Origin of the sequence: Bacillus sp. FSL W8-0102, from assembly GCF_038007225.1 — a bacterium.
Lineage (GTDB): Bacteria > Bacillota > Bacilli > Bacillales > DSM-4216 > Bacillus_O > Bacillus_O smithii.
In genome coordinates this window covers 2,885,136-2,900,001 of sequence record NZ_JBBOWT010000001.1, presented here as the reverse complement: position 1 = coordinate 2,900,001, position 14,866 = coordinate 2,885,136, and the positions used below count along the sequence as shown (strand labels likewise).

Sequence of the window (14,866 nt, the reverse complement as noted above, 5' to 3'; positions counted from 1 at the left end):
CAATCTCGCCAATAATGTCATTTCCTTTTTTCCAAAGCAATAATAAACGGCGGATCGTTAATTTGATTGATAAATTGGTAAAGCAGCACATGAGCGATGGATTGATCAATGCTGCGGACAAAAGAACAAAGTTCGTCTTTTTCTCTTTTTCCTTCTTCATGGCCGTGATAGACAACCAACACAATGACGCCTCCAGGAGCCATGATTTCGAGCAATTGTTCGACCGCTTCTTTAGTCGTTTCCGGTTTGGTGACGATCGATTTGTCGCTTCCGGGTAAATATCCGAGATTGAAAATCGCCGCGGTAATTTTTCCGTGAAACTTTTCGGGAATCGTTCGGATTAGTTCTTCATGTCCTCTATGATAGAGGACGACTCGATCAGTCAGTTGATGCTGCTCCAAACGTTCTTTTGTTTTTTTCAACGCTTCTGTTTGAACATCAAAAGCAAATACTGTCCCCTTTTCCCCTACTAAATTGGCAAGGAATACCGTATCATGCCCGTTGCCCATGGTGGCATCTACGACAGCATCCCCTGGCGTTACTGCTTTTTCCAAAAGCGTCCGCGCATAAGGCAAAATTCCTTCTAATATCATTGAATTCACCTGCTGTTCATGAATGGACTTTAGCTTTTTTAAAAAATTTTCCTTGCCAGCTGTTCCGGCGCTTCAGTTCATCGTCAATGGCGTTTAAAACTTCCCATTTGTTGACGCTCCACATCGGACCGACCATCAAATCGATCGGACCGTCGCCGGTAATACGGTGAATGATCATTTCAGGGGGCAGAATTTCTAATTGATCGCACACTAGTTGAACGTATTCATCAAAGGATAGAAATTTCAACATTCCCTTTTCATATTGTTTGACCATCGGTGTACCTTTTAACAAATGAAGAAGATGGATTTTAATCCCTTGAACGTCCAATTTGGCGACAGCTTCAGCGGTTTCCATCATCATGTCATATGTTTCCAACGGCAAACCATTAATAATGTGGGAACAAACTCTGATGCCGTGTCGGCGAAGCTTTTCTACTCCTTCTACATAACAGTCAAAATCATGCGCACGATTAATCAATTGAGCGGTTTTTTCATGGACGGTTTGCAATCCCAGCTCGACCCATAAGTAAGTTCTTTCATTCAACTCTGCCAAATAGTCCACTACATCGTCGGGAAGGCAGTCCGGACGTGTGGCAATCGACAATCCTACTACTCCTTCTTGTTTTAAGACCGTTTCATATTTTTCCCTTAATACTTCTACGGGTGCGTGAGTGTTGGTAAACGCTTGAAAATAAGCCATGTATTTTGCATCTTTCCATTTCTGATGCATTTTTGCCTTTATTTTATGAAACTGTGTTTCCAAATCGTCGGCGCGGTCGCCTGCAAAATCTCCGGAACCAGCCGCACTGCAAAATGTACAGCCGCCGTATGCGACGGTGCCGTCCCGATTTGGACAATCAAAACCGCCGTCTAAGGCAACTTTAAATACTTTATGGCCAAACACCTGACGTAAGTGATAATTCCAGGTGTGATAACGTTTGTCATTGTTGCTGTATGGAAAAGGGTTTTCCATTTGCATTCCTCCTAACGTACAAATTTTATCATGAAGAGCGAATACATTCCAATAGAACAAGAATGTCACGTAAAAGTAAATAAAGATTCCATTTTTAAAAGGGAATGCAGTTGGCTGAGAAGATTGAAAAATCACGATTTTTTAAAAAACATGTCAACCGAACTTTACCAACTATAAAGGATGAAATGTGGAAAAAACTATTTAAGAGGCGGATAAAATCGCTTCAATTTGTCAAGGAGGCAAAATCATGGCTACGAGAGACTCCATCGATCATTTTCTTCAGACTTGCGAAAATGTAATTTTAAAAGCCCAAGAGCAATATCAGGAAGGGGCTTTGCAGGGGCATTATCATGATGTCGAATATCGTGAAGCCATGCAAGAACTGGAGAATCTTTACAATGAATGGCTGCAGCTTTATAACAGTGCCAATCCGCAACAAAGGGAACAGCTTTACCGTAAAAGGCTGCAGATACAAGATATGCAAAACAAAATGATTTTGCTTAGCCACGATCGTTAGGGGGAACTGATGTGAAAAAAAGATCCAAACGACAAAATCCCGAGCAAAAAACCAAAAATGGAACGAATCCGGAGCATTATGAAATAGCGAATGAATACAGCACAATCGAAAAAACAAAAAAACAGAATGCCCGCAACAGCCAACCCGTGAAATCAAAATCGTAATGCTTTTTGGAAGCAGTCTCAAAAAGGACAGAGTTTAAGTCCTTTTTTGGGACTTCTTCTGTTGTTTATTAGACAAATGAGATGATGGCTTTTGGATGATTGAGACATTAGTCGCAGTAAAGTTAGGCTTAAGATTTTCGTACTTCATTATTGGGAAATTGGTTTGTTTTATAGAATGAAAATTCAGAATAAAATAAAAGCATTCTAACTTAAGAGTGTGTACTGTTGGTTTTAACCATTATTAATGAAGGGAGAAGATATAAAATGAATTTGGAGTTGTCTCAAGGAGTAATGAAGAGATGGCTATTTTTCATTCTTGTTCCAATTTTTGCGCTTATATTAGCATTTGCTTCTGTGTCTGAAACATTTGCAGCTACTACAACTTTTAACAATACCCTTTCTGCCGGTTCTTATGCAGGCAGTAGTCCTTGTACAACTTCTTATCCTAACATCGTGCATGAAGTGAGTGTGAAAAACACCACTGGAGACGTATATGTTTATCTTCAATACCTGGATGGCGGATCTTGGAAATTTACGACTGGCTATGGTTATCACTTAACCTACTGGAATACACCTTATAAAATCACCACTAAGACAAAAAGCTCCTCAACTAAATATCGAGTATTGATAAAGGCAGTCAACACATCGAATGTTATCGTTTCCTGTTACGGAACGAATTGATAAAAATCATGAGAAAACGAAAATGTATAACAGTTATGTAGCTGCTGATAGCCGGTTATTTACCAGTAACTGTCTAGTTAATAAGTTAGAAATTATTGTATTTATCCGGATATAGTTTCTCTGAATTCTTTAGTTTATGGAAAATATCAAACCATTTCGTTTTATTGGTTCTGGAGCAATAACCATGTAGCTACATAGCTGTTTGATTCCATGCCCTTCTTTGAAACAGACTTGAAAGTTTGTTTAAATTTGTCTAAAATAATCTTATACTAAAATGATGGGTAAAAAACGATGATAAGGAGCAGTAGTGGCATAAACTCCCGATTTAGAGAGTTGACGGAAGGTGCAAGTCAACCGGGTCTGCCATGAACTCGCCTTAGAGTTGCAGACGTGAAAGATGAGTAGCGTTTGCCGTCCTTCCACGTTAAGGAATCGAGCTGAGTGCCTTGTGCACTAATGTGGGTGGTACCGCGGGAGCGAAAGCATCTCTCGTCCCAAACTGGGGGACGGGAGTTTTTTTCTATTTTCCCTGTTTTGATATACCAATATCGCTGAAAGCAAAGGAGGAGATCAGCTACATGAGTTTCGACCATAAAAAAATCGAATCGAAATGGCAAAAATACTGGGAAGAACATAAGACATTCCGAACGATGGAAGATCCGGACAAGCCAAAATTTTATGCATTAGACATGTTTCCATACCCATCCGGCGCCGGACTTCATGTCGGTCACCCGGAAGGATATACAGCAACCGATATTCTTGCCCGAATGAAGAGGATGCAAGGGTATAATGTTCTCCATCCGATGGGGTGGGATGCATTTGGATTGCCGGCGGAACAGTATGCCCTTGATACCGGCAACGATCCTGCGGAATTCACGGAAAAAAACATTGCCAATTTTAAACGTCAAATCAAATCATTAGGATTTTCATACGATTGGGATAGAGAGATTAATACTACCGATCCCGAATATTATAAATGGACGCAATGGATCTTTTTAAAATTGTATGAAAAAGGTCTTGCTTACATAGATGAAGTTCCGGTCAACTGGTGCCCGGCTCTTGGCACTGTTCTGGCCAACGAAGAAGTCATTGATGGCAAAAGTGAACGTGGCGGTTATCCGGTTATTCGCCGCCCGATGAAACAATGGGTATTAAAAATTACAGCTTATGCTGATCGACTTTTGGAAGATTTGGAAGAATTGGATTGGCCTGAAAGCATTAAAGAGATGCAAAGAAACTGGATCGGCCGCTCAGAAGGGGCAGAAGTTCGTTTCCAAGTCGATGGCCATGATGAAACATTCACTGTTTTCACAACAAGACCGGATACTTTGTTTGGAGCCACTTATACTGTTTTGGCCCCTGAGCATCCGTTAGTGGAAAAAATTACGACAGCGGAACAAAAAGCAGCGGTTGAACGCTATTTAGAACAAATTCAATCAAAAAGCGATTTGGAACGTACCGATTTGGCAAAAGAAAAAACGGGTGTATTTACTGGCGCTTATGCGATCAACCCTGTTACAAATGAAAAGATGCCTATTTGGATTGCCGATTATGTACTGATGAGCTACGGAACAGGAGCGATTATGGCCGTTCCTGCCCACGACGAAAGGGACTTCGAGTTCGCTAAAAAATTTGGACTGCCTATTAAAGAAGTAGTCGCCGGCGGAGATGTGAACAAAGAAGCCTATACCGGCGATGGTGTGCATGTCAATTCCGATTTCTTGAACGGATTAAATAAAGAAGAAGCCATTGCCAAAATGATCGAATGGCTGGAAGAAAAAGGGGTCGGCTCCAAAAAAGTTACGTACCGTCTGCGCGACTGGCTGTTCAGCCGCCAACGTTATTGGGGAGAACCTATTCCGATCATCCATTGGGAAGACGGAACGATGACTCCGGTTCCGGAAGAGGAATTGCCGCTTATGCTTCCAAAAACAAAAGAAGTTAAACCGAGCGGAACAGGGGAATCGCCATTGGCCAATATCGAAGAATGGGTTAATGTAGTGGATCCGAAAACCGGCAAAAAAGGACGCAGAGAAACGAACACAATGCCTCAATGGGCCGGAAGCTGCTGGTACTTTTTAAGATATATAGATCCGCATAATCCAAAAGCATTGGCTGATCCTGAAAAATTAAAGGAATGGCTTCCTGTTGACATTTATATCGGCGGAGCGGAGCACGCAGTTCTCCATCTTCTTTATGCTCGTTTCTGGCATAAATTCTTATACGACATCGGAGTAGTGCCGACGAAAGAACCGTTCCAAAAGTTATATAACCAAGGAATGATTCTTGGTGAAAATAATGAAAAAATGAGCAAATCGCGCGGGAATGTCGTCAATCCGGATGAAATCGTTGAAAGTCATGGCGCTGATACGTTGCGTCTTTATGAAATGTTTATGGGACCTTTAGATGCCTCCATTTCATGGAGTACAACCGGACTTGACGGGGCGCGTCGTTTCCTTGACCGTGTTTGGAGACTGTTTGTGGATGAAAACGGTCAGCTGAGCAGCAAGATCAAAGAAGAAGGAAATGCGCTTGAAAAAGTGTATCATCAAACGGTTAAGAAAGTGACGGAGGATTATGAACAGCTCCATTTTAATACGGCGATCTCGCAATTAATGGTGTTTGTCAACGAAGCGTATAAAGCCGATTATTTGCCAAAACCATTTGCTGAAGGCTTTGTAAAACTGTTGTCTCCGATCACCCCTCATATTGCGGAAGAACTGTGGGAAAAATTGGGGCACAGTGACACTATTGCGTACGAACCATGGCCTGCTTACGATGAATCCAAGCTAGTGGATGACGAAGTGGAAATTGTCATTCAAATCAATGGCAAGGTACGCGCGAAACGGACCATCGCCAAGGATGCGAGCAAAGAGGAAATGGAAAAACTCGTTCTCGCCGATGAAAAGATTCAAGAACAGTTGTCCGGAAAAACGATTCGAAAAGTGATTACGGTGCCGGGTAAATTGGTGAATATCGTAGCCAATTAACCGGTGTTGTGTCCCCGTCCGCTTAACTCACGGCATTATGGCGGGGACAAATGAATAGTGCGAAAAAGAACGTCGACTGTCCAAAATTTTGAGCAGAAACTCCGTTCTCTAAACCATTGCAACAGATCATTATATTGATTCAGAAGGAGATGGCAGGATGCAAGAAATTCCAATCATTACACCGGAGGAATTGAAAGAAAAGCTGGAAAAGGGCGAAAAACTCAATTTAATTGACGTTCGTGAAGAAGAAGAAGTACAAGAAGGAATGATACCCGAAGCCAAACACATCCCAATGGGAGAAATTCCAAATTCTCTTGATCAGCTGGACAAACAAAAGGAATATATTTTTATATGCCGCTCCGGACGTCGCAGCGAAAATGTTTGCCATTACTTGCAAGAGCAAGGATACAAAGTCCGCAATATGATTGGCGGCATGTTGGAATGGACAGGAAAAGTTCAACCAAAAAAATAGTAAGATCACAATATGAATGTTTCAGATGTTTTGGCTGTCGATAAAGTCGGCAGCCTCTACGTTATAATGAAAGCAATCGGATTTCCGTTCACAGGAAGCAGCAGATTGAATCTGTTTTATACCGCCTCTCAGTACAAAAAATCACCAAATGGAAACTTACAGTGTTATGATAAAAAGAGAAGATTAAAGGAGCTATTCCTGTAATGAAGAAATTTGAGGTTTGAAACAAAAAGAGCCCTCTTGGTATAGTACAGGGTGTCAATGCATTGACCCCGAATTAATAATTACCAAGGAGGACTCAAGATGAATTATACGCAAAATCGTAAAATCTCGCAAATTACACCATCAACATTAATTGTAGGCATTGATATCGCCAAAGACAAACACGTCGCTCGAGCTCAGGATGATCGAGGAATCGAATTTGGAAAAAGACTGATCTTTGAAAATCGCATACATGGCTATCAAAAACTGCTTGATTGGGTTTCGAGGCATCAAAAGGAACACCAAAAAACACATGTCATTTTTGGTGTTGAGCCGACCGGTCATTTCTGGCTGAGTCTGGCCTATTTCTTGACTGCTAAAGGTTATGACTTTGTCTTGGTCAATCCTATGCATGTCAAAAAAACTAAAGAGCTGGATGATAACTCTCCAACTAAAAACGATACGAAAGATGCACGTGTGATTGCACAGCTGATTAAAGATGGGCGATACTCCGTACCAAATCTCTTAGATGGCATCTATGCAGAGCTAAGAGAAGGCGTCAAATTAAGAGATCAGCTCATCCAGCAGCTTATGATCACAGAAGGTCGTATTCAAAATCACATCCAGCGTTACTTTCCGGAGTTTTTCGATGTATTTAAAGACTGGGAAGGAAAGGCAGCTCTTTGTACATTAAGAAACTTTCCATTCCCCTCTCAGATTAAAGAAATGACATCAGAAGAAGTTCTTGCGAAATGGAAACAAGAAGTAAACCGTGGTGTAGGAATCAAACGAGCTACAAAGTTAATAGAAGCAGCGAAAAAGAGCATTGGTATCCAAATTGGTATCAAGTTTGCTAAACGTGAATTGGATTATTTACTCGATCAATATGAGCTATACAAAGAGCAATTAGGACAGTTAGATAAGGATCTGGAAGCACTTGTAGTAACGATACCTGGAGCGAAGGAAATGATCAATATTCAAGGCTTAGGTCCTACAACAGTCGCGCTATTCTTCGCTGAGGTCGGGGATATAACAAAGTATAGTCATCCCCAGCAATTAGTAAATCTGGCAGGGCTGTCATTACGTGAACATAGTTCCGGGAAGTTTAAGGGGCAAACCAAGATCACAAAACGAGGACGAAGTCGATTGCGAAGAGCTTTATACTTGGCCATTCGTCCACTCGTTGCCCATAATCCAACGTTTAAAGCCCTGCATCAATACTACACAAAGCGTCCTGATCGACCTTTGAAGAAACAGCAGTCACTGATTGCCTTGTGTTGTAAATTACTACGTGTCTTATTTGTCATTGGTCAAAAACAGTGTGAATTTGATGGTTCAAAGTTATTGAGAGGTTTGCCTCAAATCGATTCATTACAGGCAGCTTAAGGCTTTATTAAGTTCATGAAATCATTTCAGAATACCGTAATTATCTCAAATGACAAACACCAATAGTGCAGAGTTGGAGCTTATTTATTCCATACGGGCATGTGACCCAGCAAAGGAGCATATCCAACCTCCACCTCATGGATACGCAGGACGAAGGAATGTATGGAATTCAATCCGGAGAGATGTGGGAGGGTTAGCGACCGTGAGTGATGTGGAGATGATGAAGCACGGTTATACCATATTTTTACCAAATAAATACAATTTGGTTGATAGGATGCCCCCTACCATGTAAATTATTTAAAAAAATTCAACATATATCCATTAAATGAGGTGTGTATTCTATTAAGTGTCTATGAAATTTTGAGAAAAAGCGAGTATTCGGGAGAAAAATAAACTTTATTGAGGGAGGTGGTAAAGAAATTCGGCAGTTATGAAGATTTTTGTTTTTACATGTTTACGGTGAATTTTCTTTTGAAACCATACCTCCTCTAAGATACAGCAAGAATATCTTCTGTAAACGTTCATCAAGACTGTTAAGACAGGGACCGATGAATGTAGGAACTTTGTTTTGCTTGACACAATGGTTGTTTATGAATGAAAATTTTTTTCTTTTAATTTTCGAAAAAATCTAAAAGAAATGAATATGGAATACATGGATTACCTGAAATGATGGATGTCATGATTTCGATGCGACTAATTTGAAGCCGCTTGCAAAAATCGGAATGATAGGGATAGGAGGAATCAAGGATGAAGGTTGCACCCATGTTTATCGACGGTGAATGGACCGGAACGGAATTGCTTACATTTGATGTGATCAACCCGGCAAATGGAGAAGTGATTGCGGCCGTGCCAAATGGCGGGAAAGAGGAAGCGAAGAAAGCGGTGGACGCCGCATATAATGCTTTTTTGTCATGGTCCAAAAAAACAGCAGGCGAAAGAAGCGCTTTGTTGTATAAATGGCATCGATTAATTGATGAACATAAAGAAGAAATTGGCGAGATCATGACTAGAGAACAAGGGAAGCCGTTAAAAGAAGCCATCGGGGAAGTGGATTATGCAAACAGTTTCATTTCTTGGTATGCGGAAGAAGGAAAACGTATTTACGGGGAGACGATTCCAGCTTCTCACGAAAATAAACGAATTTTAGTGCTAAAACAGCCGGTTGGGGTTGTGGCAGCCATCACGCCTTGGAATTTTCCGGCTGCTATGATTACGAGAAAAGTGGCTCCGGCATTGGCGGCAGGCTGTACTGTTGTCGTTAAGCCCGCTGAGCAGACACCTCTTACAGCGTTTAAATTAGCAGAATTAGCCGAAAAAGCAGGCATACCGAAAGGCGTTCTGAATATTATTACAGGAAATCCGCAAGAAATTGGCGAAACATGGCTGGCGGATGAGCGGGTTAGAAAAATCACTTTCACGGGTTCGACGGAAGTTGGAAAGATTTTGATGCGTGGTGCGGCTGATACGGTGAAAAAAGTATCGCTTGAATTAGGCGGTCAAGCTCCTTTTATTGTATTGGACGACGCGAATATCGAGAAGGCGGTTGCGGGAGCTATTGCCTCCAAATTTAGAAATGCCGGACAAACGTGCGTATGCGCCAACCGAATTTATGTTCATGAAAAGATTGTGGAATCTTTTACTCAAAAAATGGCAGAGGCTGTTCAACAATTAAAAATGGGCAATGGATTGGATCAAGGAGTCGAAATTGGCCCGCTGATTGATGAAAACGCTGTGAAAAAAGTAGAAAGACATATTGAAGATGCGGTGGAAAAAGGCGGGAAAGTGGTCATCGGCGGCAAAAAAGCGGATCAGTACAAAGGATTCTTCTTTGAACCGACAGTGATCACAAATGTCACGGATGAAATGCTTTGTATGAATGAAGAAACATTTGGTCCGCTCGCTCCTATCACCACGTTCCAAAATATTGAGGAAGTCATCCAAAGAGCAAATGACACTCCTTACGGCTTAGCAGCTTACGTCTTTACAGAAAACATCAGCAAAGCCATTCAAATAACGGAACAACTTGAGTATGGCATCGTTGGCTTAAATGACGGTCTTCCGTCTGTTGCCCAAGCTCCTTTTGGCGGCTTTAAGCAAAGCGGTCTCGGACGTGAAGGCGGCCACCACGGTATGGAAGAATTTTTGGAAACCAAATTTGTATCGATTGCTTTCTGATTTTCGCAATCATAAAAAAGCCTTCCACTTGGCGATGGAAGGCTTTTTTATGTGCGCCCGGCATGTACATGAACTATAGGTTGTAAGTCCCGAACCCCGAAGACAGAAGTAGAGGTTAGCCAAGAGCAAGGGTGTCCGTGGTGACGCGGAATCTGAAGGAAGCTGGAGGCAAAACACCGGTCCGAGGAACACGAACCTCATATAAGGCTAGGTATGATTGAGTGAGTTTGCATAACAAAACAAAGCTCTTTCTGTCGAAGGTCATATCGAGTAAATGAGGCGGATAGATGGTGTGAAAGTGCATGTACTTACCCGGGGAGGTCTGGCGGATATGTGAAGTACTCTTCATAACCTACTTAGTGATAAGTAGCTGAACCGTCAGAAGTCAGCAGAGGTCATAGTATTAGTTGGTCTAGAACAACTAAGAAGGACCGAACAATTAAGAGAGAATAGCCCTTGGTATTCAGTGAGTCATGATGAACACAGAAAACGTAGTACCTCACTTGAGGGAGGAAGCGGTGAATCCCGTGGGAGACCTCTTGGAGGGTGGAGTGACCACTGGCATAAAGAGAACAGCTATTCACGGAAGTTATAAAGACTTGCGTCAATGATCTTAATTGAACCGCCGTATACGGAACCGTACGTACGGTGGTGTGAGAGGACGGGAGTTAATCGCTCCCTCCTACTCGATTTCGTTCATGAAGGAGAATGATCGATTCCGTTGTTTTTGACAGTTTGTTCTGCTGTTAAGTTGAATTTGTCGACTAAACTTCTGAGGGTAGACACGACTAGTGAACTTTGTTCAGAAGCGAATCGTGCATCTTGGATTAAGTTCACCATTTTTTTGGTCGATTCGTCAACGCTTTCGACGGTATGGGCATTTCGCTCATTAATGACGGCAATGTTATTGATAATCTGCTTCATTTGTTCTGTGGCTTCATGGGAAGCGGCAGCTTGTGACATGGATTCCAACACTTCCTGTACATTGTGAATAAAGTCTGCTCCTTTTTTGACTTCTTGGCTGCTGTCTTGAATCGCATTTTGAACGAGAACAGAACTTTCTTTAATTTTTTCTAAAGTCTTGCTGATTTCTTCTGTCGCAACGGTCGTTTGGTCTGCCAGCTTGCGAATTTCATTGGCCACTACGGTAAAACCTCGTCCGTATTCTCCGGCTCTTACGGATTCAATCCCTGCGTTGAGAGCCAACAGATTGGTCTGCTTGGCAATGTGATTGATCGTTTCGACAATACGTCCAATATTATTGGACAGTTCCATAAAGCGATCTGTTAAATTCAGGGCATTATGTACTTTTTCCACGATATCATTCATTTTTTGATCAATGCCTTGCACTTGGGTTTGAGCTTGTATCAATTGTTCTTGGGATAATCGCTCCAGTCCTTGTAAAGTTTGATGAATTTGTTCCACCTGTCCTCTGGCTTCATGAACCTCATTTAATTGCTGTTGAATGGCCGCGAACATTCCGTCCATTTGCTTGATCACCGAAAAAGAATCGTTTTCAACCAGAATGGTTTTTTCCCGCAGAAATTGATTGGTTTGTTCCACGTCCAATGCGGCGTATTTCACTTTTCCTATCAATTCATCCTGACTGTCTATCATATTGTTGACCCAACGTCCCAATGATCCAATTTCATCATTGATCAGAAGCCTTGTATCTAAGCGGGTAGTTAAGTCTCCGCCGCCTTCCGCAATTTTTCGCATCATATTGGTTAATTGCTTTAATCGAGAAGCAATAGGCACCAACCCTCTTTTATAAAACAAATAAGTGGCTAAAATGCCGTATAATCCATTGAGGAGCAAATCATACCAGGAAGGCGAAAATCCGAAAAATGATATACATTGGTTGAGAAGAACGCCGATGAAAATGTAAAAAGCAAAACGTATGCCTAATCGCCAGCTAATGGAGCGGGTACGGTACACCTCTTCTAAATCAGCCTCACACATCATTCCCCACACATCCAGAGATCCCGGCAGCTGAAACGTCACACCCTTCCCTATGACGGGGATATGACGGTAGTCAGGATATCCCGGGAAATGAACAAAAAGATTTTCCCCATTTCGAATCGTATTTTGAACACCGGGATGTAATTCTTTTGTGGCTGGATCGGTAAAACGAATTTCAAATTCTGTATGGTTCTTGATTTTAACCAATCCTCCGTCTTTCGTATGGACCCCGTCTTTTAAATTTTCGCCGAAAGTAAAGGTACGGTCTTCGAAACGGCTGCGTGATAAAGCAATTCCTTGGGGAAGAGACGGATCAAAATAGGATTTTACTAAAAAAATATAATTGTCACCGGAATCAGGATAAACGTGACCAGCCTCACGTTGAATGAGATCTCCGACTACATCATTGGGAACGCGTCCTGCCAAGATGGAATGCAGTTTCTCTTGCAAGATGACGGGCTGCAAGAATAATAACGTCACTTCATCGTGAAATTGGGATGTCCTTGGCCCAATCTCCAGAGTCGTGGGATCCAAATACGGACCGTATAAAAGACGTTCCTTCGTTTGAAGGACATAGTCGATCCCTTTTTTGAAAGAGTGATGATTGAAATCATTCTTATGGTTAGGAAAAGTCGTACTAGTCACTCTGTTTTCTGTATCCAACAGAAAAAGTTCTGTAAAATACCGGCTTTTTTTCAACATTTTTTTCAAATACAGATCAATCTCAGAAGGCAAAATGCGTTCAAACTCAGCAGTCATGTTTTCTAAAAAACTCCACTGTTCATTGGCCCATTCTGTTAATAATTCGACCCTCGTTTTGGCGATGTCTTCGAAAATTTCTTCAATGGTTCCCGTGCTTTTGCGATTTAATTGGTAGGACCACCACAGTGAAAATCCTTCTCGAACTCCCAAACCCTCAAATAACCCCAATTTTTCTACCTCCTTCAAAAAACGGCTGTAAAAGAAGCGCAATGGACTAACCGAAAATTATGTCAGAATATCTAACATATTATGTTAATATTATATTCTGATTAATCGTTATTTTCAAATCTTTTTTAAAATGTCATTCATTGTTCCAGATTGGTTAAAACCATTATATTTCCGAAGAAATTCCGATTTTTCAACGAAATTCAGACTGTCAAGTGTGTTTAACGGATGACTGAAAAGGGGGGCATAGTGAAAGTTTTTATCAAGAAGCCGATGACAAGTAGTATTATCGTTGGCACAGAAAGGAAGGCGGTATGATGCCATTGTAAAATCGCTTTTCAATCTTTCTCTTCAACGTAACAGATCGTTTTTTCAAAGAAACAATAAACCTTTCATCATTTTTCTTTCGAATATTTAAGGCATGAGGATCATTAAGGGGATCGACATCATAAAAGAACTTTGCAGAGCCCATAAAAAATGAAAATGGGCACTGCGTTTTTGAGGGAATCCAAAAATTAGAAGAAAACGTCGGCGGGAAGATGGGAAACGATATTGTTTCTCATCTTTTACATACTATGTTGAAGGACAATGCCGCCATAAGCGAAGGCAGCTACGATGACGAGAGCAGGGTGGAGTTTGAGTTTTTCCATCGCCCAAAAGGAAACGGCCGCAATGCCGAGAGAATGCCAAATTCCGATGGAAGAGATCGAGCTTTTTCCCATTTGCCAAGTAAGGACTACCATCATAATGGCAATGACCGGCTGTACTAAGAGAGTCATTCCTTTGACGACGAGTGAATGCCGGTGTTTTTCAAGTACTCTTAACAAAAAGATGAGCGCCGCAGCAGATGGTATGACAGTTGCTCCTAAAGCGACGAGCATGCCTACCCATCCGCCTGCATCAAACCCTACAAAGGCGGCAATTTTGGTAGCAATAGGGCCGGGAAGGGCATTTCCAAGGGCAAGCATATTGGAAAACTCTTGATTATTTAACCAATGGTAATGGGACACGATTTCTTCATACATTAAAGGAATAGACGAAGGGCCGCCGCCATATCCAAGGGCGTTTGCCAAAAAAAATCCGATCATCAGTTGAATCCAAACAGTCATGCTTTTTCGCTCTCCTTGTTTTTATGTTCTTTTTTCCATTTGGCAGCCGTCCGAAAATGGATGCTTCCATAGGCTAAAAAGAGAATGATCACGATGGCTGGATGAATATGGACCGTTTCTAAAAGCAGAAAGGCTAAAAGAAACATAGCGATGCCCATCACTTTTCCTAATCCATCGATCGTTTTTTTCGCAAATTCATAAGCCATGACCCCGAGCATGACAGCGACCACAGGCGCTACTCCTGCGATCATCCCGGCCACTACTTTTGAAGTGCTTAGCACGGAGACGACAGACAATAAAGCAATCATGGCAATGCAACTAGGAAGTATATGGGTTATGACGGCGAGAACCGCTCCGACGTTTCCTTTTAGTTTATAGCCAATGTAGGCGGCCATTTTCGTGGCAATCGGTCCCGGCAAAGCGTTTGCGATCGCTAACGTTTCTCCGAATTCATCATCTTCCATCCATCGATATCTTGTGACGGCCTCGTATCGAATCAGAGGGATAACGGATGGACCTCCTCCGTAACCGAGAATTCCGGTCCGAATCATCGCTATGGATAACTGCCAATAGAGCTTCCAAGAGTTGTTCAATACCCTTTCTCCTCCTTTTACTGCTGTCTCTTCTTCGTTTATACGTTTATCCGAGACCAAGGCAACAAGTCGTAAATATTCTGATTTCCGTCTCTTTCATGGAATATATGATTATAGGATGAA

12 protein-coding genes and 1 other annotated feature are annotated in these 14,866 nt (G+C 41.8%); of the genes, 7 read left to right on the top strand and 5 right to left on the bottom strand.

Features of this window, described 5'->3' with window-relative positions; genetic code table 11:
* Positions 1-17 precede the first annotated feature (17 nt).
* Together N1I87_RS13730 and N1I87_RS13725 are read right to left on the bottom strand one after the other, a co-directional pair.
* The gene (locus N1I87_RS13730) at positions 18-593 is read right to left on the bottom strand and encodes a tRNA (mnm(5)s(2)U34)-methyltransferase (protein ID WP_327797765.1); all 576 of its coding nucleotides are present in this window, start codon (positions 591-593) and stop codon (positions 18-20) included.
* 16 nt (positions 594-609) lie between these two features.
* Complete coding sequence (locus N1I87_RS13725) at positions 610-1,572, bottom strand: TIGR01212 family radical SAM protein (RefSeq protein ID WP_040341210.1); 963 nt, start codon at positions 1,570-1,572, stop codon at positions 610-612.
* Between the two features lie 241 nt (positions 1,573-1,813).
* Here N1I87_RS13725 and N1I87_RS13720 point away from each other — a divergent pair, with 241 nt between their 5' ends.
* From N1I87_RS13720 to N1I87_RS13690, 7 genes are all read left to right on the top strand, one after another.
* Positions 1,814-2,083: a YtzC family protein gene (locus tag N1I87_RS13720; protein WP_341102308.1), complete on the top strand. Its 270-nt coding sequence runs from the start codon at positions 1,814-1,816 to the stop codon at positions 2,081-2,083.
* Positions 2,084-2,094: 11 nt separating this feature from the next.
* Positions 2,095-2,247, top strand: coding sequence for a hypothetical protein (locus tag N1I87_RS13715; RefSeq protein ID WP_003353826.1), 153 nt, complete (start codon positions 2,095-2,097; stop codon positions 2,245-2,247).
* Between the two features lie 264 nt (positions 2,248-2,511).
* Positions 2,512-2,928: a hypothetical protein gene (locus N1I87_RS13710; protein WP_341102306.1), complete on the top strand. Its 417-nt coding sequence runs from the start codon at positions 2,512-2,514 to the stop codon at positions 2,926-2,928.
* Positions 2,929-3,210: 282 nt separating this feature from the next.
* Positions 3,211-3,428, top strand: a binding site (T-box leader).
* 78 nt (positions 3,429-3,506) lie between these two features.
* Entirely contained in the window at positions 3,507-5,918 is a 2,412-nt protein-coding gene (gene leuS, locus N1I87_RS13705) for a leucine--tRNA ligase (protein ID WP_341102304.1), read from the top strand.
* A 157-nt stretch (positions 5,919-6,075) separates the two neighbouring features.
* Positions 6,076-6,390: a rhodanese-like domain-containing protein gene (locus tag N1I87_RS13700; protein WP_341102301.1), complete on the top strand. Its 315-nt coding sequence runs from the start codon at positions 6,076-6,078 to the stop codon at positions 6,388-6,390.
* A gap of 303 nt (positions 6,391-6,693) precedes the next feature.
* Complete coding sequence (locus N1I87_RS13695; RefSeq protein WP_270584767.1) at positions 6,694-7,977, top strand: IS110 family transposase; 1,284 nt, start codon at positions 6,694-6,696, stop codon at positions 7,975-7,977.
* A 747-nt stretch (positions 7,978-8,724) separates the two neighbouring features.
* Entirely contained in the window at positions 8,725-10,152 is a 1,428-nt protein-coding gene (locus N1I87_RS13690; protein WP_341102299.1) for an NAD-dependent succinate-semialdehyde dehydrogenase, read from the top strand.
* A gap of 696 nt (positions 10,153-10,848) precedes the next feature.
* Here N1I87_RS13690 and N1I87_RS13685 read toward each other — a convergent pair.
* The 3 genes from N1I87_RS13685 to N1I87_RS13675 all read right to left on the bottom strand — a co-directional run bounded on the left by N1I87_RS13685 (position 10,849) and on the right by N1I87_RS13675 (position 14,743).
* The gene (locus N1I87_RS13685; RefSeq protein WP_341102297.1) at positions 10,849-13,044 is read right to left on the bottom strand and encodes a methyl-accepting chemotaxis protein; all 2,196 of its coding nucleotides are present in this window, start codon (positions 13,042-13,044) and stop codon (positions 10,849-10,851) included.
* A gap of 563 nt (positions 13,045-13,607) precedes the next feature.
* Complete coding sequence (locus N1I87_RS13680) at positions 13,608-14,150, bottom strand: chromate transporter (protein ID WP_003355715.1); 543 nt, start codon at positions 14,148-14,150, stop codon at positions 13,608-13,610.
* The gene (locus tag N1I87_RS13675) at positions 14,147-14,743 is read right to left on the bottom strand and encodes a chromate transporter (RefSeq protein ID WP_003355714.1); all 597 of its coding nucleotides are present in this window, start codon (positions 14,741-14,743) and stop codon (positions 14,147-14,149) included. Before N1I87_RS13675 ends, N1I87_RS13680 begins: the two co-directional genes overlap by 4 nt.
* Between the last annotated feature and the right edge of the window lie 123 nt (positions 14,744-14,866).